Origin of the sequence: Aneurinibacillus thermoaerophilus (assembly GCF_019603355.1) — a bacterium.
Taxonomy (GTDB): domain Bacteria; phylum Bacillota; class Bacilli; order Aneurinibacillales; family Aneurinibacillaceae; genus Aneurinibacillus; species Aneurinibacillus thermoaerophilus.
Genome location: NZ_CP080764.1, coordinates 2,951,062 through 2,973,658, shown reverse-complemented (window position 1 = coordinate 2,973,658; position 22,597 = coordinate 2,951,062). Strand labels below are relative to the sequence as shown.

General features: G+C 47.6%; 22 protein-coding genes. 14 read left to right on the top strand and 8 right to left on the bottom strand.

All coding sequences use genetic code 11. From position 1 onward, the window contains the following. Window positions 1–250: 250 nt before the first annotated feature. The 4 genes from K3F53_RS15340 to K3F53_RS15325 all read right to left on the bottom strand — a co-directional run bounded on the left by K3F53_RS15340 (window position 251) and on the right by K3F53_RS15325 (window position 2,657). Window positions 251–1,186: a DUF4367 domain-containing protein gene (locus K3F53_RS15340; RefSeq protein ID WP_057897779.1), complete on the bottom strand. Its 936-nt coding sequence runs from the start codon at window positions 1,184–1,186 to the stop codon at window positions 251–253. Further along, window positions 1,143–1,736: an RNA polymerase sigma factor gene (locus K3F53_RS15335; protein ID WP_057897780.1), complete on the bottom strand. Its 594-nt coding sequence runs from the start codon at window positions 1,734–1,736 to the stop codon at window positions 1,143–1,145. The genes K3F53_RS15340 and K3F53_RS15335 overlap by 44 nt, the downstream gene beginning before the upstream one ends. Before the next feature lie 175 nt (window positions 1,737–1,911). Further along, entirely contained in the window at window positions 1,912–2,118 is a 207-nt protein-coding gene (locus K3F53_RS15330) for a DUF378 domain-containing protein (RefSeq protein ID WP_057897781.1), read from the bottom strand. A 161-nt stretch (window positions 2,119–2,279) separates the two neighbouring features. Next, window positions 2,280–2,657, bottom strand: coding sequence for a DUF2512 family protein (locus tag K3F53_RS15325; RefSeq protein WP_057897782.1), 378 nt, complete (start codon window positions 2,655–2,657; stop codon window positions 2,280–2,282). Between the two features lie 108 nt (window positions 2,658–2,765). On the opposite strand from K3F53_RS15325, the gene K3F53_RS15320 reads away from it, so the two are divergent. Continuing rightward, window positions 2,766–3,845, top strand: a complete 1,080-nt coding sequence (locus K3F53_RS15320) for a M42 family metallopeptidase (RefSeq protein WP_408863254.1) — start codon at window positions 2,766–2,768, stop codon at window positions 3,843–3,845. A gap of 131 nt (window positions 3,846–3,976) precedes the next feature. Here K3F53_RS15320 and sspI read toward each other — a convergent pair whose 3' ends face one another. Beyond that, a complete protein-coding gene (gene sspI, locus K3F53_RS15315) occupies window positions 3,977–4,192 on the bottom strand; it encodes a small acid-soluble spore protein SspI (RefSeq protein WP_057897784.1) in 216 nt (71 codons plus the stop codon). A gap of 135 nt (window positions 4,193–4,327) precedes the next feature. Between sspI and K3F53_RS15310 the strand changes: the two genes are divergently transcribed. Together K3F53_RS15310 and K3F53_RS15305 are read left to right on the top strand one after the other, a co-directional pair. Continuing rightward, window positions 4,328–4,984, top strand: coding sequence for a potassium channel family protein (locus K3F53_RS15310; protein ID WP_057900233.1), 657 nt, complete (start codon window positions 4,328–4,330; stop codon window positions 4,982–4,984). 17 nt (window positions 4,985–5,001) lie between these two features. Beyond that, window positions 5,002–5,790, top strand: a complete 789-nt coding sequence (locus tag K3F53_RS15305) for a TrmH family RNA methyltransferase (RefSeq protein ID WP_057897785.1) — start codon at window positions 5,002–5,004, stop codon at window positions 5,788–5,790. A gap of 15 nt (window positions 5,791–5,805) precedes the next feature. On the opposite strand, the gene K3F53_RS15300 is transcribed toward K3F53_RS15305, so the two are convergent. Continuing rightward, the gene (locus tag K3F53_RS15300) at window positions 5,806–6,522 is read right to left on the bottom strand and encodes a DUF2225 domain-containing protein (RefSeq protein ID WP_057897786.1); all 717 of its coding nucleotides are present in this window, start codon (window positions 6,520–6,522) and stop codon (window positions 5,806–5,808) included. A gap of 487 nt (window positions 6,523–7,009) precedes the next feature. Here K3F53_RS15300 and pheS point away from each other — a divergent pair, with 487 nt between their 5' ends. The 4 genes from pheS to K3F53_RS15280 all read left to right on the top strand — a co-directional run bounded on the left by pheS (window position 7,010) and on the right by K3F53_RS15280 (window position 11,547). Next, the gene (gene pheS / locus K3F53_RS15295) at window positions 7,010–8,044 is read left to right on the top strand and encodes a phenylalanine--tRNA ligase subunit alpha (RefSeq protein ID WP_057897787.1); all 1,035 of its coding nucleotides are present in this window, start codon (window positions 7,010–7,012) and stop codon (window positions 8,042–8,044) included. 15 nt (window positions 8,045–8,059) lie between these two features. Then, the gene (pheT, locus tag K3F53_RS15290; RefSeq protein WP_220559094.1) at window positions 8,060–10,486 is read left to right on the top strand and encodes a phenylalanine--tRNA ligase subunit beta; all 2,427 of its coding nucleotides are present in this window, start codon (window positions 8,060–8,062) and stop codon (window positions 10,484–10,486) included. Between the two features lie 159 nt (window positions 10,487–10,645). Further along, the gene (zapA, locus tag K3F53_RS15285) at window positions 10,646–10,969 is read left to right on the top strand and encodes a cell division protein ZapA (protein WP_057897789.1); all 324 of its coding nucleotides are present in this window, start codon (window positions 10,646–10,648) and stop codon (window positions 10,967–10,969) included. Between the two features lie 8 nt (window positions 10,970–10,977). Further along, window positions 10,978–11,547, top strand: coding sequence for a CvpA family protein (locus tag K3F53_RS15280; RefSeq protein ID WP_057897790.1), 570 nt, complete (start codon window positions 10,978–10,980; stop codon window positions 11,545–11,547). A gap of 115 nt (window positions 11,548–11,662) precedes the next feature. Here the strand turns inward: K3F53_RS15280 and K3F53_RS15275 are convergent, their stop codons facing one another. Next, complete coding sequence (locus K3F53_RS15275; protein WP_091260945.1) at window positions 11,663–12,565, bottom strand: LysR family transcriptional regulator; 903 nt, start codon at window positions 12,563–12,565, stop codon at window positions 11,663–11,665. Between the two features lie 129 nt (window positions 12,566–12,694). Here K3F53_RS15275 and K3F53_RS15270 point away from each other — a divergent pair, with 129 nt between their 5' ends. The 5 genes from K3F53_RS15270 (at window position 12,695) to K3F53_RS15250 (ending at window position 20,051) form a co-directional block, all read left to right on the top strand. Continuing rightward, window positions 12,695–14,002: an amino acid permease gene (locus K3F53_RS15270; RefSeq protein ID WP_057897792.1), complete on the top strand. Its 1,308-nt coding sequence runs from the start codon at window positions 12,695–12,697 to the stop codon at window positions 14,000–14,002. A 102-nt stretch (window positions 14,003–14,104) separates the two neighbouring features. Beyond that, window positions 14,105–16,465, top strand: coding sequence for an endonuclease MutS2 (locus tag K3F53_RS15265; protein WP_057897793.1), 2,361 nt, complete (start codon window positions 14,105–14,107; stop codon window positions 16,463–16,465). Window positions 16,466–16,565: 100 nt separating this feature from the next. Continuing rightward, on the top strand, window positions 16,566–16,973 hold the full coding sequence (locus K3F53_RS15260; protein WP_057897794.1) for a DUF350 domain-containing protein: 408 nt from the start codon (window positions 16,566–16,568) through the stop codon (window positions 16,971–16,973). A gap of 264 nt (window positions 16,974–17,237) precedes the next feature. After that, a complete protein-coding gene (locus tag K3F53_RS15255; protein ID WP_057897795.1) occupies window positions 17,238–18,533 on the top strand; it encodes a nucleotide sugar dehydrogenase in 1,296 nt (431 codons plus the stop codon). Between the two features lie 135 nt (window positions 18,534–18,668). After that, window positions 18,669–20,051: a glycosyltransferase family 4 protein gene (locus K3F53_RS15250; protein WP_091260938.1), complete on the top strand. Its 1,383-nt coding sequence runs from the start codon at window positions 18,669–18,671 to the stop codon at window positions 20,049–20,051. Here K3F53_RS15250 and K3F53_RS15245 read toward each other — a convergent pair. Continuing rightward, complete coding sequence (locus tag K3F53_RS15245) at window positions 20,041–20,655, bottom strand: LysE/ArgO family amino acid transporter (protein ID WP_057897797.1); 615 nt, start codon at window positions 20,653–20,655, stop codon at window positions 20,041–20,043. The genes K3F53_RS15250 and K3F53_RS15245 overlap by 11 nt on opposite strands. A 71-nt stretch (window positions 20,656–20,726) precedes the next feature. On the opposite strand from K3F53_RS15245, the gene K3F53_RS15240 reads away from it, so the two are divergent. Beyond that, entirely contained in the window at window positions 20,727–22,253 is a 1,527-nt protein-coding gene (locus tag K3F53_RS15240; RefSeq protein WP_322787671.1) for an aminotransferase-like domain-containing protein, read from the top strand. Window positions 22,254–22,384: 131 nt separating this feature from the next. After that, window positions 22,385–22,564 (top strand): hypothetical protein, encoded by a 180-nt coding sequence (locus tag K3F53_RS15235; RefSeq protein ID WP_057897799.1) that lies wholly within the window; start codon window positions 22,385–22,387, stop codon window positions 22,562–22,564. Window positions 22,565–22,597 lie beyond the last annotated feature (33 nt).

Here is a 22,597-nt window from a genome sequence, read left to right as displayed (position 1 = left end):
GCGGGCGTTGCCGCCCGCCTTTTTCCACATGGAAACGACCGTAAAAAAGACCTGCCAAAAAGAGCGGCAGGTCTCAGACTGAAGACAAACTCCCTTGCAAATTACACTGCTAAGGGAGTTTTTGTACTTTTTGATGAAAAAACAAAGAAAAAATAGGAAACTTACGCTTCGTTCCACCTGACTTCCAGAGACAGGTAGCTAACTTTTTTAAGTTCATAGCAGAGCGGTCCTTTTCGTATGCATCAATCGATTAATCCAGATACGATTCGGCGATTTTAATCAAGTCTTTTTTGTTTATTTGTTTTCCTGTTTCGATATGGTATCGAATCGTATGCGTACTGTTTGGAACGTCATAAATCCATTGGATATTGTGTCCTGTACCGAAGTCTGTATATATCATTTCTACTCCCTTTACAACAAATTTTTCCCGCTTTGAGCCCCACTCTTTATGAACGAGAAAAGTCTCTTTTCCACTTGTTCTGGACATTGCAACTTGTATAGCACTCCCGCCTTTTTTATATGTGCTAAGGATCCGCCAATGATCTTTCGACATCTCCACAGGCAGCATCGCATATTCTTGTTTCGATTCCTCTGCCTGTTTCCGCAGCTTTTCTGCTATAGCCGTCTGTTCTTTCGGGGTAGGAGGATTCACGTCAGTAATTGGGGTAAAGAAGACCGTTGCATGTTCGAAGTTGTGCTTTCCTGGCAAACTGTCAAAAATTTTGACCGATTGCCCTTTCATTTTGGTGCGGAGTGCGGACACGTCGGTAAAGGTTAGAGGTTTGTCTAAGGTGTACGTTTTCATATCTGGAATGTTCGAGACGACATAAAAGACACCGGCTGTCCCCGCTTTTAACACCTTGTTCGCAAAATCTCTAGCTTTTAGCGCGCGGAGTTGTTCATCCAATGAAGGCGAGGTATAGTTTGCCTCTTCCAGTGTTTTCTCCTCAAAAACAACTTTACCTTGCTTGTTGGTCAATGTCTGATAGCTAAAAGCAAAAGCTGAAGATACCGTCAAAAGCATTCCTGCCACTACCATTACACTCACTTTATATTTCACAAAAAATCGCTCCTTTTTTTTCTGCTCAGCATACAACTTCTCCATCACTTTTCCAGTCAAGTCAACATCGGGAAGCTGTAGGTCATGAAAAAGTTCTCTTAAATCCTGATCCTTGTCCAATGTCATACGGTTTCACTCCCTTCACTTGAGCATAGTGTTTACGGAATTTTGCAGCTGAACGCTCGTATTTTTTTCGAAGAGTAGCGTTGTTTTGATTAAGAATAAGGCTAATTTCTTCATAACTTTTATCCTCAACACAACGTAAAATTAACAAGTTCCGCTCTTCTGCCGATAATTTTGACATCGCCTGTTGTATGTATTCATCAAAATAATTGGCTTCAATCTGTAAATCTACATGTTTATTCTCCTTCTCATCCTGATAAAAAAAGGGGAGATATTTTGCAAGTTTTCGCTTACGAATCACATCAATACATTGATTATAGGCAATTTTATACAACCAAGTGCCGAACGGTATAGCCGGGTTGTACTTATTCAAAGAGCGAAATGCATTCAAAAATACTTCTTGTCCGCTGTCCTCGGCTTCAGCATAATTGCCTAGCATATGATAACAATAAAGAAAAATCGGTTTTTGGTATAATTGCATGATTTTCTCGAACTTTTCGGTATTCCCCTCCAATATGTCAGCGATAATCTGACGTAGAGTATTGTCATCCAAACCGCTCACCCCCTTCACCCTATATAACGAATCACATATGCTAAAATGTGACAGTAGAAACAAAATAATTACTAGTACGTCAGCAATGCAACAAAGGGGCTGTCCCAATTAGTCATTTTTCATGACTTTTGGTACAGCCCCTTTGAAATACGGGGGAAATTTCAATGCGGTTTATCTACATCCTCGCTTTTTCAGACGTAAACAAGAGTGTAATGGTATATAGTCCGCTTAGTCCTATCAGGGAGTAAATGATACGGGAAATGATTGTACCCTGTCCGCCGAAGATTGCAGCTATCAAGTCGAATTGAAAAAAGCCTACGAGTCCCCAGTTAAGCGCGCCAATAATCACCAGAACAAGAGCAATTTTTAACAGAGTGTTCATACCAATCCCTCTTTCCGTTTGATTTTTGGCAGTGAACGTTTCTGCGTAGGAATTGAAAGATGAGAACTCTGTATATTAAATAACTATCAGAATTTTGTTAAATTATTCGTTCTTTTGCAGAAAAATTTTTGTGTGTTCTGTCGAAAGAAGAAGGCTGGATGTTAGGAGTTTTTGCGTTTATGTTTTTTCTGGTTGACGCGGATATACCTATGCATAATAAGCTCTACCGTTCCGAGGGAAATTCCAGCTATAACGCCTCCGAGTAGCGTAATTTTGCTCTGCGGGAATAGCCAACCGGATAGATAGACGATAACTGCTATCGCTAAAGTACCTTGCAGTGTTGCTTTGTAGATACCGTATATGCCGAGCACAACTTCATCCGCTATCAGCCCAATGACAAGCAGCAGCAGGCTAACGTCCAGCCAGTGATTGATGTTTTCGAACATTAACTGAGAAGGAAAAGTGACAGACAAGAGATAAAGAACGCCCGGAAATAACACAACTTTATACAAAAAGTTAAAAAACACACGTTTTGCCAATTTCATTCCTCCTTTATCTTTTAGTATGTGTTGAAATTGTGCGATAATATGGATGAAGAAAGGGAAAGCTTGGATTGTATGCGCAAACGAAGGAATGGAGGAATGATTATGGAAGACAAAATGTTAGCGATGTATAAAGAATTGACTGAAACACCGGGTGTGCCGGGTCATGAGCGCGCGGTGCGCGAAGTGATGCGCAAATATATAGAGACGTATGCGGATGAAGTAACAACGGATAACTTGGGAAGTTTATTGGCGCGTAAAGGAAACAAGGGGCCAAAGATTATGGTAGCCGGACACCTGGATGAAGTCGGCTTTATGGTTACGATGATAACGGACAAAGGATTTCTGAAGTTTCAACCGCTCGGGGGCTGGTGGGAACAGGTGATGCTGGCTCAGCGGGTTGCTGTGCAAACGCGCAACGGCATAATTGAAGGTGTTATTGGCTCGATTCCACCCCATATTTTGCCGCCGGAAGCGCGCAAAAAACCAGTGGAAATCAAGGATATGTTCATTGATATTGGCGCTTCCAGCAAAGAAGAAGCCGAAGAATTCGGCGTCCGTCCAGGTGATACGGTCGTTCCGATTTGTCCGTTCACCGTTATGAAAAATCCGAAGTTAATGATGGCAAAAGCATGGGATAACCGCGTTGGTATCGCTATGGCGATTCAGACGCTACAGCAGCTACAAGGAGTTGATCATCCGAACACAGTATATGGCGTGGGAACAGTTCAAGAAGAAGTCGGTTTACGCGGCGCTCAAACATCCGTTTATGCAGTAAATCCGGATATCGCGTTTGCGGTTGATGTTGGCATTGCGGGAGATACGCCAGGAGTAAAAGAATCTGAAGCGATGTCCAAAATTGGTGAAGGGCCACAGATTTTGCTATACGATGCCTCTATGATCGGACACCCGAGCCTGCGCAAGCTGGTTGTAGAGACAGCGGAAGAGCACAATATCCCGTTTCAATATGATGCCATGGCACGCGGTGGCACAGATGCCGGTCGCATGCATTTGAACGGCAGAGGCGTACCTTCGGTCGTGATTGGTATTGCTACCCGCTACATTCACAGCCATGCTGCTATCCTGCACCGCGATGATATCGATAATGCGGTCAAACTTATTGTTGAAGTCATCAAAAAACTTGATCAAGACACTGTTGAAAAAATTAAACGTCAGGAATATTAAGCAAAACGAGGCGGTTTCAAAAGGGGGATTAATCCCAAACAGAATACAATATATAGATTGCTTATTGCTTTTCTATGCGTATATGTGTTAACGCGAAAGGGTGCCCCATCACTTGGGACACCCCTTTTTTCTCATTGCACCTGTTGGTAAATCGCTTCAATCATTTTTTCTTTTTCTTGCTCGTTCGCTTGCTGCCATACCAGTTCAAAAAGAACGCCCAATCCCGGCAGCGTCTTTTCCTCACGGCTGCTGATAGCGTCCACGATCGTGTGCCGCACGTCCTCCTTAGAAGAACCATGCATATTATGCATAATCGCTGCACGCAAATCAAGGTCGGAAATATTCATGTTATTCACACTCCCTACCGAGATAAAAATAGATTCGTTTTGTAGTTTCACCGGAATGTTTTATTTTCATCCCTCTCGAAAACAATAGAAGGAGAATGTTATAATAAAGGACGAATTAGAGAAAGGGTGGAATTTATGGCGGGTCAATCTTACGCGGTAATTGGGATGGGGCGATTTGGCGCCAGTGTGGCCCAAGCGCTCTACAACATGGGATATGACGTCATGGTCATTGACGAAAACGAGGAGCGCATTCAAGATCACATTAATATTGCGACGCATGCGGTTCAGGCCGATTCAACGGACGAGCAGGCGCTGCGTGAAGTCGGTATCCGCAACTTTGATGTTGTTGTAGTGGCGATTGGAGCGGACATTCAGGCGAGTATTTTAACCACGCTTATTCTCAAAGAGATGGGCGTTAAAATGATCGTAGCTAAAGCTCAGAATGAGCGCCATGGACAGGTGTTGTACAAAGTAGGCGCAGACCGCGTCGTATTCCCGGAACGAGATATGGGGTTACGGTTGGCTCACAACTTAGTTTCGCCGAACGTACTTGATTTTGTGGAACTGGCAGAAGATTATAGTATCGCTGAAGTGGCAGCCCCTGAAAAGATGGACGGCAAAAGCTTGCAGGAGCTAGATATTCGCGCGAAGTTCGGTGTGAACGTTATGGCAATCAAGAGCGGCAATTCGTTTAACATTGCCCCGAGCGCGTCCGACACTATTAAAGAGGGCGATGTTTTAATCGTGATCGGACATAACGACGATTTGAAAAAGTTTGAGGAAGAGTCCTAATGGATAGGAGTTCATAAATGGAAGTCATTTCATCGGTACAAAACCCACGTATAAAGCAGTGGGCGAAATTACATACGCGCAAAGAAAGGGAAAAAACAGGCCTTTTTTTGCTGGAAGGTTTGCATCTTGTGGAGGAAGCTTGCCTTGCGGGTGCGCAGCTGGAGGCGATATTGCTTGAAGAAGGGCTGGATATCCCGGAATGGCTTGCTATCTTTCAGCGCGCCAGACAGCTTTCCCTTACCTATGTCACGCGTCCGGTATTGGAAAAGGTGGCGGAAACAAAAACGCCGCAGGGTATTATAGCTGTGGCGAAGATAAGGGAGAACAAACCTGATATGCTTCAGAATGGCGGATTGTGGCTTGCGTTGGACAAGCTGCAGGATCCGGGAAATGTCGGCACGCTTATCCGTACGGCGGACGCCGCCGGTTTTAATGGCGTTATTCTCGGAGAGGGAAGCGCCGATCTGTATAATAGCAAAACGCTCCGTGCAACGATGGGTTCGCTGTTCCATCTTCCAGTATGGCGGGAGTCTTTGCCGCAGTTCATAGAACGAGCAAAGCAGCAACAGCCAGAATTGCGGATTATTGGAACAAGCCTGCGGGAGGCGAAGCCGTACACTGATGTATCTTATAGGGGAGCGGCCATTTTAGTTATAGGAAACGAGGGAAGCGGGGTTTCGGATGAGGTGCTCGCATTGGCGGATCAGAACGTGATCATTCCGATTTACGGAAAGGCTGAATCATTAAATGCTGCTATCGCAGGCTCGGTTCTTATGTATGAGGCAGTGAGGCAACGTAGGCAATAGAAGCGTCCCCTTTCTTTACGTTTTATTGTTTACTTTTTTTTCCTGCTGCTTCATCTTTTCCCGCATATTTTGCCACTGATCACGGGCCATGCGTACCGTTTGCGGTTCATTTGCCCGAAGCGGATGTTCGACAACTTTGGAAAAATAGTAAAGCGCTTTAGCGTAATTGTCGAGCTGACGGTGTAGTTCGCCAATCAGGTATGTTAAGCGGATTTCGGATAGGCTTGTACTCACGTAGTCTCCCCGCTCATAGGAAGCCTCATACTCGCTTAGGGCAAGCTTGAGGAAGCGGCGTTCGTTTTCTGTATGCTTCAGATAACGGTATAGCCAGGCGAGACGCAGACAGAGTCCAGCGATAACACAATGTGGCTCTTTGCAGACATTGGCTGTGAAAATCGCAAGTTTGTAAGTGACGATCGCCTCCGGAATCGTGCGAATGCCTGTATAATCTTTCTGCGTCCAGTTAGCGGTGATTTTTTCTTCGATAAGCTGTGCGATTTGTTGTGGCACTTTTTTGCGGAACTGGTCGTTGAATGAGTAGCCGCAGCGCGGACAGACAACAACATGATATAGAATAGGATTTTCCGACTGCTCTTCATAGTATTCGCAGAAGTCGGGATCGCGCTTGTAAGGATGGCTGCGGCGCAGACGCGTTTTCTTGCTGGTAAAGTTATGTCCGCAGTGGGCACACGAGAATTTTTTGTCATAAAGGATTGTTTCTAGTCGGTTCATGTGCTTCTCCCTTCCCTCCAAATTTCCTATCTTTTACTGATACATAAATACTTTTTTTAAAAAAGATATATATATAGTATATGACAAAAATCACTATTAAGATAGGAAAAAAATCATGAGTGTAATTTTTGCACCCTTGCTTATTTGCCGGACATACTATATAATCAGTCCTAAAATAGTTCTTACAGCAAATATCATTGAGAAAGGCAATGACGGAGACAAGTACGTGAAAGAGGCGCTCCCAGGGAGAGAATGCCGCGACTGGAAGCATTCTTGAGATTGGCCATTCACCGAATTCACTCCCGAGTCGGCCCCTGAATGGTAAAGTAGGGGGAATGCCGGAAGCTGTCCGTTATCAGCGCAATGAGATAAGAGCAGGATTTGGCCTGTTCTTGAACAAGGGTGGTACCGCGACCTCTCGCCCCTTACCGGGTGAGAGTTTTTTTATTTTCGTATAAACAGTGTGTATTTTAAGGAGGGATATATTGTGCGCGAAAGACTGGAAGCTTTGAAAGCTGAAGCGCTAAAAGAGCTGGAACAAATCGAGCGAACCGCGCAGGTGCAGGAATTGCGGGTAAAATATCTTGGCAAAAAAGGTTTGTTAACCGAAATTTTGCGTGGTATGGGCAAATTATCCCCGGAAGAACGACCGGTGATCGGACAGTTAGGCAATGAAGTACGTGCAGCGATTGAAAGCAAGCTGGAAGAGAAAAGAGAGGCGGCCGAGCGGGCGGAAGTGGAAGCGAAGCTGGCAAGTGAAACGATTGACGTAACACTGCCAGGGCGTACCGTTCATATTGGCAACCGCCACCCACTTACGCTTGTAACAGAGCAAATCGAGGATATTTTTTTAGGCATGGGCTTTACAGTAGCCGAAGGTCCGGAAGTCGAAACCGATTACTATAACTTTGAAACTCTGAATTTACCGAAAGACCATCCAGCGCGTGATATGCAGGATTCGTTCTATATTACGGAAGAAATATTACTTCGTACTCATACCTCGCCGGTTCAGGTTCGCACAATGGAAAAAATGAAAGGTAAGGTTCCGGTTAAGATTATTTGTCCCGGCCGCGTATATCGTCGTGATGACGATGATGCGACCCACTCCCATGTATTTAATCAGGTAGAAGGATTAATGGTGGGCGAAAACGTGCGCATGAGTGATCTAAAAGGAGTATTGCTCAGCTTTGCGCGTCAGATGTTTGGGGAAAATACGCAAATTCGCCTGCGTCCGAGTTTTTTCCCGTTTACGGAACCTAGCGCGGAAGTTGATGTATCTTGTAGCATGTGCGGCGGCAAAGGGTGCCGGACATGTAAACATACGGGCTGGATTGAAATTTTAGGATCGGGCATGGTGCATCCGCGCGTGCTGGAAATGGCAGGATACGACTCCGAGAAATACACAGGTTTTGCTTTCGGGATGGGAATCGATCGGATCGCGCTTTTAAAGTACGGTATTGACGATATTCGTCATTTCTACACGAACGATGTACGCTTCTTGAAGCAATTCAACCGGGTATAAGGAGGATGGAAAACGATGAAGGTTTCGTATAATTGGTTAGCGCAATATGTTGACCTCTCCGGCGTTACCCCGGAGGAGCTGGCAGAGAAGTTAACCCGCAGCGGCATCGAAGTCGAAGCGGTCGAATATGTAAATAAGGGCGTAAGCAAAGTGGTGGTCGGTTACGTGGCCGAAAAAGAAAAGCACCCGGATGCAGATAAGCTGAACGTATGCCAGGTGGACGTAGGGGACGGCGAACGATTGCAAATCGTCTGCGGCGCCAAAAACGTGGCGGCCGGCCAGAAAGTACCTGTCGCTTTGGTGGGCGCCAAACTGCCGGGAGACTTCAAAATTAAAAAAGCGAAGCTGCGTGGCGTAGAATCAAATGGCATGATTTGTTCAGCAAAAGAGCTTGGCATCAATGATAAGCTGATGCCGAAGGAAATCCAGGAAGGGATTCTTGTGCTGCCGGAAGATTTGGAAGTTGGTCAACCGATAGAACCGGTTCTTGGTCTTGATGATGTAGTTCTGGAACTTGGCCTGACGCCGAACCGTTCGGATTGCTTAAGCATGATCGGCGTAGCATACGAAGTGGCCGCTATTCTTGGCCGAAAGGTAAAACTTCCGGACATAGCTGTTGCTGAGACAGGAGAGCCAATTGATGGCAAAGTAGAAGTAGAAATTACAGCGCCGGATCATTGCCGTCGTTACATGGCGCGTTTGGTTTCCGGTGTTAAGCTCGGCCCGTCCCCGATCTGGATGCAGAATCGGCTGATGGCAGCTGGAGTGCGTCCCATTAACAATGTGGTAGACATTACAAATTACGTTATGCTAGAAACAGGGCAACCGTTGCATGCATTTGATTACTCGAAAGTGGAGAACGGGCGCGTCGTGGTTCGTCTTGCTAAGCCAGGCGAAGGAATCGTAACGCTAGATGATGTAGAACGTACGCTGGATGAGGAAATGCTGCTGATTACGGACGGTGTTAAACCGCTCGGTATTGCGGGCGTAATGGGTGGCGCCAACTCAGAGGTGACGGACAAAACGGACACAATTTTGTTAGAGTCCGCCCATTTTGCTGCCTCTTCCATTCGCAAAACCGCGCGTAAACTTGGCCTTCGCTCCGAAGCGAGCCTGCGCTTCGAAAAAGAAGTCGATCCGAAAGGCGTGGAATATGCACTGAATCGTGCTGCCGCTTTGATGGTGGAACTGGCAGGCGGTCAAGTTGCACGAGGCGTGTCTGATCAGATCATCGAGGCGCCAGAAGACAAAAAAATCGTATTGCGTTTGTCTCGTCTAAACGATTTGCTCGGTACCAGCCTCTCCCTGGAGGATGTAACGTCGATTTTTGAACGTTTGGCGTTCACGTATAAGACGGAAGGCGAAGTGATTACTGTGACTGTTCCGACACGCCGTCAGGATATTACGCGCGAAGTGGATTTGATTGAAGAGGTGGCCCGTTTGTACGGATACGACCATATTCCGACTACGATGCCGTACGGTGACAATACGCAAGGATTGCTTACCCGTGAGCAGATGCTGCGCCGAACCATTCGCCAAGTCCTTAACGGTGCGGGATTGGATGAAGTTAACACATATTCTTTTACCCATCCGGATATCGCTTTCGACTTTGCGACTGTATATCGGGAAACGAAGCCAATTCCGCTGGCGATACCGATGAGTGAAGAACGAAGCGTATTGCGTACGAATTTGTTGCCGCATTTGCTGGAGACAGCTGCGTATAATATGAACCGTAAACAGCGTGATTTGGCGTTGTTTGAACTTGGCAAAGTGTTTTTGACTGATGAAGAAACATTGACAAAGCTGCCTGAAGAAAAGCTGGCGCTTGCCGGCTTGCTGACTGGCAACTGGGTCGGGCCGCACTGGCAGCAAAAAGCTGAACCGGTTGATTTTTATTTGGTAAAAGGCATTCTAGATGTTCTTTTCAATCGTCTCGGCATTACCGGAATCGAGTATCGTCCGGCGAAAGATTTGGCTGGCATGCATCCGGGCAGAACAGCGTATGTTGTTTTGCAGGGAAAAACGGCGGGATATCTTGGCCAAGTGCATCCGGTAGCGGAGCAGAAGTACGATGTAGGAGAAACGTACGTCTTCCAACTGGATGCTGATTTGCTGATGGAGCTTGCAACCATGCACCAGGGCATGATGCCGCTGCCCAAATACCCGGCTATTAGCCGTGATATTGCGGTTGTTGTGGACCGTAATGTAAGCGCGGGCACGCTGCAAAATATCATTGAGGAAACAGCCGGGGAATGGCTGGAATCTGTGCGTATCTTCGACGTGTACGTGGATGACAAACTGGGCGTGAATAAGAAAAGCGTGGCGCTGTCCTGCACGTATCGCGATCCGGAAAAGACGCTTACGGATGAGGAAGTACAGGCTGTGCATGACAAAGTGGTCAGAGCGCTCGCGGAGGAGTGCGGCGCCGAATTGCGCGGGTAGACAATGAACGGTTGTATATTTATAAAAAGGAGGAACGCATGAGGCGATTGCCTCCTTTTTTTGTTCTCATTTTTGTGGCCCTTTTCATTTTCCGAGCTTTCCTTATTTGTGTTATTGTGTAGAATATAGTTATGGAAAAGGACGTGAGGAGGACGTATTGTGTCAGGACAGAACAAAGAAAGAGTGGTAGTTGAAATATACGGACAATACTACACGATGAAAGGAGATAGCAGCTCTTCCCATATGCGGATGATCGCCGGGTATGTGGACGACAAGATGCGGAAGATTTCGGAAGCGAATCCCCGGCTTGATACGAATAAACTGGCGGTACTCGCCGCGCTGAATATGGCGGATGAATATTTTCGCTTGCGCATGGAATATGAGGAACTGATTAAACTTTTGGAGAAAACGGCGAAAGAGACAGAAGAAGAGGAAGGGGAGAACAGAGACGGGGAAGAGAAGAACGAAATGAACGAGGAGTAAGATTCAGCATGAACATTCTTGATATTGTCCTGATCGTGGTATTGTTATTTAGCGGATGGCGAGGGTACAGACAAGGACTCGTAGGACAACTGGTACGCATCGTCAGCATGATTGCTTCGTTTCTTGTCGCATTTTTGTGTTATCGTCCGGTTGCAGTACGACTCGCGGAGTGGTTTCCGTTTGCTAAAGCGGAGGTGAACGGTACATTTTCTGAAGTGGCCGGATTCCCATTTATTCAACAGGCCATTTATAATGTTGCGGCCTTTGTTTTGCTTGCGCTTGCTACAGGGCTTGCGGTTCGGTTTGTGGGTGGCTTTTTGGATAGTGCGGCGCGGCTGCCGGGACTTTCTGTTGTTAATAACCTGGCAGGCGGGGTGATCGGCCTTGTTAAAAATGGGCTTATTTTGTTTGTGCTTCTTATCGTCGCCTCTCTGTTGCCTGTAGAGGCTGTGCAAGAAACGATAAACGGGTCTTTGCTCGCTTCATACGCTACATCGTATTCCTCTGATTTGTTCCAATGGATAAAAGAAATGATACAAAGTCCACTGTCTACGGGTCGATCCTCCAATTTATTATAATGAACAGAAGAACGGGAAGCCGCTGCGGCACATCATTTCGCAGCGGCTTTTTTTAGAATTATTTTTTAGACGAAAAAACAGGGGGTTTGGCAATACGGATTTTGAGTTCGCTCATTTATGTTTGTTGCCGCCAGCGTTTTGCATGCTGACCTACAAGCGATAGAAATTCTTTTAATGCGGGAGACAGCCATTTTTTCTTATGATACGCCATTTGTGTGGCTACGCGGCAGGCGCTGTCGTCCCAGTCGAGCGCAGCTATTTTTCCTTCCATGATTTCTTTTTCGACTGTAATCAAAGGGAGAAATGAGAGACCGAGTCCTGACATAACGCAGTTCTTAATCGCTTCAATGCTCCAAAACTCAAGGTCAGAACCGGGAAACACGCCACAACTGTTAAGATGTGCTTCAAATAGTGTGCGATAGCTGCACCCGGGCTCCGTATGCAGAAATGTTTCGTTTTTTAGTTCCGGTGTTTTAATATTCTTACCTGTAGCCAATGGATGTTCCGGCGGTGCAATAATTACCATTTTTTCGGTTGCAAGCGTCTCAATATAGAGATCGGCTTCCTGCGCTTCCGGCTCCAGCAAGAATACCACGTCAAGCTCGCCGTTGCGCGCTAGGCTCCGCAGTTCCCAACAGACTCCGGGTCTAAGAATAATTTTTACCTGTGGATAAAGGGTTGTGTATTCGCGGATAATGGCCGGCAACCGAAAAGCGGCGAGCGATTCCGGTGCGCCGATGATCAGTGTTCCAGCCGGGACGGAGTCAGATGTAATTGCTTGTATGGCAGCGTCATGCAGTTCAAGGATTTGGGTTGCGTAGGAAAGAAGTTTCTCTCCGGCGGTGGTTAGTATGACTTTTTTTCCGAGACGATCGAACAGACGGGTCTTCAGTTCTTCTTCAAGCGATTGAATCTGGGCGGTTACGCTTGATTGCGCGTACGACAACAGTTCCGCCGCCTTTGTAAATCCTTTTACCTCGGCGACAACCTTGAATGTATGTAGATTACGGAGTTCCATTGTTCCTCCTTTTTTCATCGGTTTTATTGATAGATTTTCATCGGAATCATCTGTTTTACCGATGATATTATTATCAGTTACGATGGTAAAGAAAGCAAGATATATGATGAAAAAAGGAGATAACAGGAAATGGAAACGACAGGAAAGTTAAAAAAATCAATTGGCTTGCCGCAAGCGGTGGCACTTTATATCGGAGCGGTTCTCGGTTCTGGCGTTTTACTGGTACCGGGACTTGCAGCAGAAATAGCTGGACCGGCATCTTTGCTAGCCTGGGCAATCATGGCGGTGTTAGTGTTGCCGATGGCGCTGGTGATGGGCTTGCTGTCTGCCCGTTTTCCGAACGCGGGCGGGGTCGCGTACTTTGTCAGCCGCGCATTTCATCCGAAAACCGGTTCGCTCATCGGATGGTTTTTCTTGATGGCGGTGCCGATCGGCGCCCCGGTAGCTGCTCTGACAGGCGCCGGATATATGGCGGCGGCATTTGGGCTAAGCCGGGGTGCGGTGATTGCTACTGCTGCTATCATGCTGGGGTGTGCGCTGCTGGTCAATTTCCTTGGCATGAAAGTGGCAGGTATGGTACAGGTGGCGGTTGTGGCGGCAATTGCTTCCGTACTGTTGACTGCTGTCGTGGGTGCCGTTCCTTCTATTGAGAAAGCTCACTTTGTGCCGTTTATGCCGCATGGCTGGGCAAGTGTCGGGCAAGCGGCTGCGCTTTTATTTTGGTGTTTCATCGGTTGGGAAGCGGTCTCGCATTTATCGGAAGAGTTTGTGGATCCGCAGCGCGAAGCAGTGAAAGGCGTATCGGTCGCTGCGGTGATTGTTGGCTTGCTTTATTTTTTTACCGCGTTCGCTACCGTTGGCACCGGGAGCTACGGTGCCTTCGCTTCTTCTGTTTCACTGGTGCTGATTATTGAACGATTGTTTGGAACGAGCGGAGCTATTGTAGTGGGAATTACAGGAATATTTATTTGTACAGCGACGATTATCGCGTATATAGGAGCGGCTTCCCGCCTCGCTTATGCGCTGGCGAAAGAAGGGATGGCGCCGGAATGGTTTAGTCGCCTTTCAGCGCGGCAGGGCACTCCGGTGGGTGGACTGTTGTTTCTAGCCGCATGTTTTGCGCTTGTGCTGACATTATATAGCACAGAAATCATATCTTTGAAGACATTAATCCAATTGCCGAACGCAACCTTTATTCTGACTTATTTAGGCGGTTGCGCGGCCGGTATCCGCTTGCTGCGGGACAGCCGATTAGGTATGGGCATTAGTTGGCTTTCCTTTTTACTAACAGCGGCGGTCTTTCCGTTTACGGGCTGGTCCATGCTTTATCCTTTGACAATCGCCGTTTTTTGCTGGTTGTCCTGGCATTTTCAGAAAAAAATACAAGTAAAGCCGGAAGATAAGCGTAATAGCGAGAAATCTTCTTGCAGCCAATGATATAATAGCAAAGGGGCGAAAAGTAGCCACCATATTGCGAATAGAGGATGAGAGAAAGAAGAGGCTCCCCTATTCACACTTATAGTAGAGAGGGGTTTTCTGTTGGAAGCACGTACGTTGTCAACGCTTGAATTTGATAAAATTATTGTGCAGCTTGCGGATTACGCTTCTTCCTCGCTGGGAAGAGAAAAAATAGAGCAATTAACTCCTGTGGCGGAGCTAGAAGAGGTGGAACGTCGCCAACAAGCGACACGTGAGGGGACGACTGTTCTGCGGCTGCGTGGAAGTGTGCCGTTCGGCGGTATTCGCGATATCCGCTCGGCGTGTAAACGAGCGAGCATGGGTGGAGTGCTTAATACGACTGAATTGCTTGACATCGCGTCTACGCTGTACGGTGGCGGACGCCTAAAAACATTTATCGCCTCGATTACAGAAGAAGAATCTCTTCCGCTTTTGAAAGAATTGGTAAGTCAGGTCGAACGGCTGTCAGGCCTGGAAAATGAAATTAACCGCGCGATCGATGAAAACGGTGTAGTTGTTGATTCGGCGAGTTCAGCTCTTTCGCAAATACGGGGGCAAATTCGCGGCGCCGAAAAACGTATCCGTGAGCGTCTTGAGCAGATGATCCGTAACAGCAATACGCAAAAAATGTTGCAGGATCCGATCGTTACGATTCGTAATGACCGTTTTGTTATTCCAGTTAAACAGGAATACCGTCATGTGTTCGGCGGCATTGTTCACGACCAATCTTCATCGGGTGCGACACTGTTTATTGAGCCGCAGGTTGTCGTCAATATCAGCAATGAATTGCGTGAGTTAAAGCTAAAAGAAGCGCGTGAAGTGGAGAAGATTTTGAGCGCGCTTTCGGCGAAAGTAGCGGAAGTAGCCGAGGTGTTGCTGCATAATATGGAATGCTTGGCAGAAGCCGACTTTATTTTCGCTAAGGCTTCATATGCACAAGCGCTAAAGGCGATACAGCCGGTGATGAATGATAAAGGTTATCTCCGCATTAAGAAAGGTCGTCATCCGCTTATTCCAGCCGAGCAGGTTGTTCCGATCGACATTGAACTGGGCAAGAGCTATACAGCCATCGTTGTTACCGGCCCGAATACGGGGGGGAAGACCGTTTCGCTCAAGACCGTCGGCCTGTTTTCGCTTATGGCGATGGCGGGACTTCATATTCCGGCTGAAGAAGGCACTGAGATGACGATTTTTGAAGGGGTTTATGCTGATATTGGGGACGAGCAGAGCATTGAGCAAAGCTTAAGTACGTTCTCGAGCCATATGACCAATATTTCGCATATTCTTCAACATGTGAATAATCGCAGCCTCGTGTTGTTCGATGAGTTGGGCGCGGGAACGGACCCGACGGAAGGCGCGGCGCTCGCGATGGCGATTATTGATTATGTACATCAGCGCGGCGCCCGTCTCGTGGCAACGACGCATTACAGCGAACTGAAAGCGTATGCCTATGATCGTCCGCAGATTGTGAACGCGAGCGTGGAGTTTGATGAAGTAACGTTGCGTCCAACGTACCGTTTGCTTGTCGGCATCCCAGGCCGTTCCAATGCGTTTGCCATCGCCTCTCGGCTTGGCCTGCCGGAAAAAATCTTACAGCAGGCGCGCGATTTCGTGAAAACGGAAGAAACTGAAATTGATACGATGATTGCTTCACTGGAGGAAAATCAGCGTAAAGCGGAGGCGGAACGGCGCACGGTCGAACATCTGCGCGCGGAATTGGAGCTTGCGCGCGAGGAGCTTGCCCGCGAGTTAGCCATTTTGGAGGAGAAAAAGGAACAGTTATACCGGCAGGCGGAAGAAGAGGCGCGTGCCGCTGTGGAGAAAGCGCGCAAAGAAGCAGAGCAGATTATTTTTGACCTGCGGAGGCTCGCGAGAGAAGAGCACGCCAATATTAAGGAGCACAAGCTAATTGAAGCGCGCAAGCGACTGGAAGAGGCGGTGCCCACGCTGCGCAAAAGGAAAAAGCAGAAGCCGAAGAATGTGCCGCTTAATCAGCAGCCGTTGGAAGTGGGAGATGAAGTGCGCGTGCTGTCGTTCAACCAGAAAGGTGAGATTGTTGGCAAGGTGAGCGACAACGAGTTCCAGGTACAAATTGGTATTGTTAAAATGAATGTCAAAGCCGATAATTTGGAAAAGCTTAAATCGGCAAGGCCGCAAGCGACCCAGCAGATTACGCGCATTACATCTGCGCGCGAACCGGTACGCATGGAGCTTGATGTGCGCGGCCATACGGTAGAAGAAGCCATTATCCGGATTGACAAGTATCTGGATGAGGCAGTGCTCAGCGGATTGAATCAAGTGTCCATTATTCATGGCAAAGGAACAGGCGCTCTGGGGCTCGGCGTGCAGAAATATTTGCGTAACCATCGGCTTGTGAAATCGTTCCGTTGGGGCGGGCAGGGCGAAGGTGGGCTTGGCGCCACGATTGTGGAATTGAAATAGCGGAGAGAGCGGCGGCTGAAACTGCCGCTTTTTTTTTTCGTATGATATATAAATAATAAGGAATAGACACTATTCTTTTAACAGTGGAGGAGGGAAAGGGTTGGTTATTTTCTCTAATTCTTACGTGTTGACTGCCGCTTATTTCGCTGCCGCCTTGCTTGCAGTTATTATTTTTTTGGCTGTATTTGAGATGGTCACCAAATATAAAGATTGGGACGAGATTAAACGCGGCAATGTTTCAGTCGCTATGGCGACGGGGGGAAAAATTTTTGGAATCTGTAACATTATTAGGTATTCGATTGAGCATAAGGAAGGCATTGGCCATACGCTTTTATGGAGTTCATATGGTTCGTTGCTGTTGCTTGTTGCGTATTTCGTATTTGAGTTTTTGACGCCGATGTTCAAAGTTGATGAGGAAATTGCAGCTGATAATCGCGCCGTTGGCTTATTGTCTATGGTAATTTCCATAGGCGTATCCTATGTTATCGGTGCAAGTATTATGCGATGAGACAATTTGCCTATATATAACGGCAGGGTGTCTGTGGACACAAACACGATGCCGTAGGAGGGATCGGGATGCTGGATAGATTGGCCAAGATTTTGTCTTTATGTGCGTTACTTTTTATTTTTTTCGGCATTCTATATTTTGCGGTGTTTCAATAATAAATAAAGCGAAGATGTAAAGGCGAGAGGTAACGATCGCTCTTTTCTTATGTTTGTGATAAAATAATTACGTTTATGTTTGGATAGCGAGAGGTCGGAGGAGATTATCATGGGAAAATCTTTGGATATTGCGGTTGTCGGCCTAGGTTTTATCGGCCTGCCGTTGTCATTAAGCTATGCCCGCAAAGGGGCGAATGTAGTAGGTATTGATATAAGCGAAGTGCTTGTGCAAGAAATTAATAGAGGGAAATCCCACCATCAGGAATACTTCGAAGGTAAATCGCTGGCGCAAATTCTTCAGGATCAGCTTGCGGCTGGAAGATTTATCGCGACAACCAGCTATGAAGAAGCGGCTGCTAGAGTAAATAACTACATCATTACTGTTGGTATCCCGGTAAAAAATGGCGATCCGCAGATGCATTACCTGATATCTGCGTGCGAATCGCTGGCAGCAGTGTTGAAAAAAGGGGATACAGTTATTCTCCGCAGTACGGTTATTCCGGGTACGACGGAGGAAGTTGTCAAGCCGTTGCTTGAAAAGAGCGGGCTTGTAGCCGGTGAGGATTTTTATCTCGCATATGCATCGGAGCGGATTGCGGAAGGGCGGGCATTCGAAGAATTTATCCATATGCCGCTTGCGCTAGGCGGCGTGAATGAGGCGAGCACGCAGCGCGCCCGCGAAGTATTGGCGTTTGTGACGGAAGCGGAAATTACGATTTCTGACATTAAGGTTGTGGAAACGTCCAAAGTAATCGAAAACGTCCAACGTGATGTTAATATTGCGATGGTGCAGCAGTTTGCCCGTTTTGCGGAAAAAGCGGGTATCGATACGTTTGAATTAATCCGTGTGGCCAATACGCATACCCGCGTAAATCTGCTGACACCGGGCCCGGGCGTCGGCGGCTACTGCCTGCCGAATGCTTTATATTATCTATTGCCGAAGGCGAAAGAGTTGGGGGTTGACCTTAAACTGCTTGAAATGGCGCGCCAGATTAATGACAGCGTACCGCAAGTTCTGGTGGACATGGCGGAAGCCGAATTGAACAAGCAAGGCAAAACGCTGGCCGCAAGTAAAATCACCGTGCTGGGTCTTGCAATGAAAGATTTTTCGAATGATGACCGGATTAGCCCGCCGCACCACCTCGTTCAATTGCTTAAAGAAGCGGGTGCGGATGTGGTGGCGTACGATCCAGCCGTACCAGCAACGTATGATTATAAAGCATCCAGCCTGAAGGAAGCGGTAGAGGGTGCGGATGCGCTCATTTATGTTACTGCGCAGAAGGAATTTCTCGACATTGATTGGAACCAACTTATCGGGTGGATGAACGATAATCCGGTGATTCTAGATAGTAAGAACCGCGTGCCACGCGGCGTAGCGGAAAAAGCGGTGCTAGTTCGTATTTAGGAAATGGGGTATAAGACACGGTTTCCTTTATTTTGACTGAAAAAACTCGCAGAGCGTGCCCGCCCGTACTTTTTTGAGGAAAAAGGACGAGCGGCAACGCCCGCGAGTTTTTCCTATATGAAAGGATGTTTCGGAATGAAGGCGAGCAGAAAAATGTTGCTGGTGGCGTATCTCTTTCCGCCCATTGGCGGCGGCGGAGTGCCCCGTGCCCTCAAAATGGCAAAATACCTGGCCGAGGATGGCTGGGAAGTACACGTGCTGACCGTGGATGATACATACTATGCAACACGGGATGATTCCCTTTTGCGTCAGCTTCCGGAGAACGTTATCATACATCGAGCGCAAGAGTGGAATCCGGTGCAAAAGATGCGCCCGCCGCAGAAAGAATCTCCAAAACGCGATAGGAGTCAGGAAGCAGCGGCGGTTAAAACGGGCGAAGGACTGAGGCAGGCGGTAAGGCAGAAAGTTGTGCCGATGCTGAAAAAAATTAAAAACACGTTAATGATTCCTGATGATATGATTGGCTGGATGCCGTTTGCGGTGAAGCTGGGGGAAGAAGTGATCAAAAAACATAATATTCCGATCATGTTTTCCACATCCGGGCCGTACACAAATCATCTGGTAGGTCGCAGCTTGAAGCGAAAGACAGGCGTTGTGTGGATTGCTGATTTCCGCGATCCGTGGACACAGAACATGCATCGTTCCGGGGTGGCGTGGCGCGAAGCATGGGAAGAAAGGATGGAGCGTAGCGTTATGGCAGAAGCGGATGCGATTACGACAGTGACACACGGATTCGCCGAGAACTTTATGAAGAAGTTTGGTAAGGAAATCAAGCGTATGGAGGTTATTCATAACGGATTCGATCCTAATGATTACCTGGATATTGCTACGCCGCCTGAAGACGGGAAATTTACGCTTGCATACCCCGGCATCTTCTATAAAGAGCGGAATCCACGCCTTTTATTGCAGGCGGTTGCTGAACTTATTCAGGAGGGGAAAGTGGATCGTGCCAGCATTGTGCTGCGCTTTGCCGGGGTGTTCGATTATCCGGGGTACAGCGATAATATTGATTGTGTGCGGCGGCTCGGCCTGGAGGACATCGTGGACATCCAAGGAAATCTTCCGCATAAAAAAGCGCTGGAAATGATGAAAGGGGCCGATGTGCTCATGCTGATCGGGGATACCGCTCCCGGTTCCGGTGTATACATTCCGGGCAAGCTATACGAATACATGGCCATCGGGCACCCAATTTTGGCGCTGTCCGTCGAAGGCGAATCGACGAAGATTATCCGCAAGTTTCATTTAGGCGAAGTGGTAAACCCGCTCAATAAAGATGAGATTAAGCAGGCGTTTTTGCGTATGTATGAACAATGGAAAGAAAACCCTGGTTGCCAGGCGGATCGGGCTGGCGAGATTCTGCGGCGCGCCGAAGACGGGGATCTGGCGATTTACAACCGTCAAGTACAAGCGCGGATGCTGGGCGAACTGATGGAAGAGCTGCTTGCGGCTAAATGGTAAGCAATTGTATAGCCATATAGCAGGCAACACCCCAGATGAGCAACGCGGATATGCGGTTTACCGCTTTCATCCAGCGCCCTGTTTTATCAAACGTTCCGAGAATACGGCCAGCGATGGCTAGGCTGAAAAACCAGAGGTAAGAGATCAGAATACAAGAAAGAGTGAACGCCCATTTTTCTCCGCCTGTATATCCGAGTGAACTTGTACCGATAACACCGATCGTGTCAAGAATGGCGTGCGGATTTAACAGCGATACGGAGACGGCGAACATGATTTGTTTTTTCGGCGGCAGACTTATCTGTTCGCCGTTTTTTATATGGCTGTCACTTCGCCATGTAATCCATCCTATATACAATAGAAAAAGAATACCTGCCGCAAACAGAAGTGTTTTTAACCAACTGAATGTAAGCACGATAAGGGAGACGCCCAGCACCGCCAGTACAATCAGAAGAGTGTCGCAGAGAGAAGCCGTCAGTATAACCGGCAATGCTCGCACAAGCGAAGGCTGGGTCGCTCCTTGCGTAAATACGAAAACATTTTGTGCCCCTAGCGGCAGAATGAGCCCAAACGCTAGAAGCATTCCGTGTAAGAATGCTTGTAACACGTCTTTCTTCACCTTCCTTTGAAATATGATAATTTGATTATATAGGCTTAAGCAAAAGGTGTCTCCAGCCAATGAAAGCAAACAGGAGCCGGCCAATTGTGTGCCGCAGCGAGAAGAAGAAGGAGAAGAGCATGATGAAAAATGTGGAGTGGAAACCGGATGGACAAAGCGGTGTTCCTCTATACAAGCAAATTATCCACTATATAAGGGGAAAAATCGCACGTGGAGAGTGGCCCATAGGTTATAAAATTCCGCCGGAACGAACGTTGGCGGAGCAGTTTGGCGTCAACCGAAGCACAGTAACGAACGCGTTTGCTGAATTGGCGGCAGAAGGATTAATCGAAGGAAAAAGGGGAAGTGGAACAAGGGTTATAAATAATACATGGACGCTGCTGGCGGCCTCCGCTCCCCCGGATTGGCGAGCGTACGTCGAGGCCGGGGCACATCGGCCGAATCTTTCCATGATTCAACGGATCAATGAAGCAGAGTTTGTCCCAGGAACGATTCGGCTTGGCACGGGAGAGATGTCGCCGGACATGTTTCCCTCTGAAATGATGGCGCTTGTATTGGAAAGAACGGCGAGAGTAATGAGACCGTTGGGATATGAGGAGCCTTTGGGGTTATATGAGCTCAGGGAAGCCGTGAGTCAGCACGTACGCCTATTTGGCATACAGGCTTCGCCTTCTGCGATTCTCATCGTGTCCGGCGCGCTTCAGGCGCTGCACTTCATTTCGATCGGTTTATTGCCTCGCGGCTCAGCCATTTTGCTTGAGAAACCTTCTTACCTTTGTTCCATGCGTGTTTTTCAGTCGGCAGGGATAAGACTTGCTGGTATCCCGGAAATCAAAAAGCCGGAAATGATTCCAGCGCGTTTGTCACATTATAAGCACAAACACGAAGCGGCTTTATTATATACGATTCCTTCTTTTCACAATCCGACCGGAAAAGTAATGTCGGAAGAAGCAAGGCAGCAGCTTATGCTATCCTGTGAACATGAACGATTGCCTATTATCGAGGACGATGTTTACGGGGAACTTTGGTTGGATGAAAAACCGCCAGCGTCGTTGAAAGCGCGCGATAAAAACGGGCTTGTCCTTTATATAGGCAGCCTTTCGAAAACGCTGAGCCCCGGATTGAGAATCGGGTGGATTATCGGACCGGAGCCGGTAATTCGGAGGCTGGCCGATATTAAAATGCAAACCGATTACGGTTCGAGCTCGTTGTCACAGTGGGTGGCAAAAGAATGGTTAACAAGCGGATTATATGGGGAGCATCTTACACGTATTCGTGAACAGTTAAGAACACGGCGAGAAATGGCGCTTACAGTTCTTGAAAAATATATGAAAGGGCTGGCCGATTGGGAAGCGCCAGCCGGTGGTTTCTACGTCTGGTTGCGCCTTCTCATAGCACCGCCGCTTCAAAAGTTGTTCGAATCTGCGCTCAGGCAGGGTGTTCTGTTAAACCCGGGAAATATTTATGATCCTGGAGAAAGGGAGCGGTTGCGGATTTCTTACGCTTACGCGTCGCCGGCGGAGTTTGAGGAAGGTGTCCGCAGACTGGCTCGTTTGCTTATCGAAGCCGGACGGAAAAAGCAATAAATTGAAGCTCCACACAGCTGAAGACGCGGGATTCTTGGGTCGTTAGCGTCCGCAGTCCGTTTCCGCTCGCTACCAGAACCTCATACCATGACATCCACAGGAACATGTGACCAGTAGGATGAGCACTGCTCATGGAATTTGATTCTATAGGAAATGGTTGCTCTAAGCATCCCCATGAAGGGATTCCCGAGCAACGTCGCCCTTCATTCCACGGTTTTCATCGTGGGATGAAGGGCAGCATTTTCTGTAAAAGTGAAAAAGCGGTCGCCACTTTTGCTGAAGCGGTATCGACAGATAACGCATCCTCGTAGAAAATTAACGAAGTCGAGGAAGAAAAGGCGGAT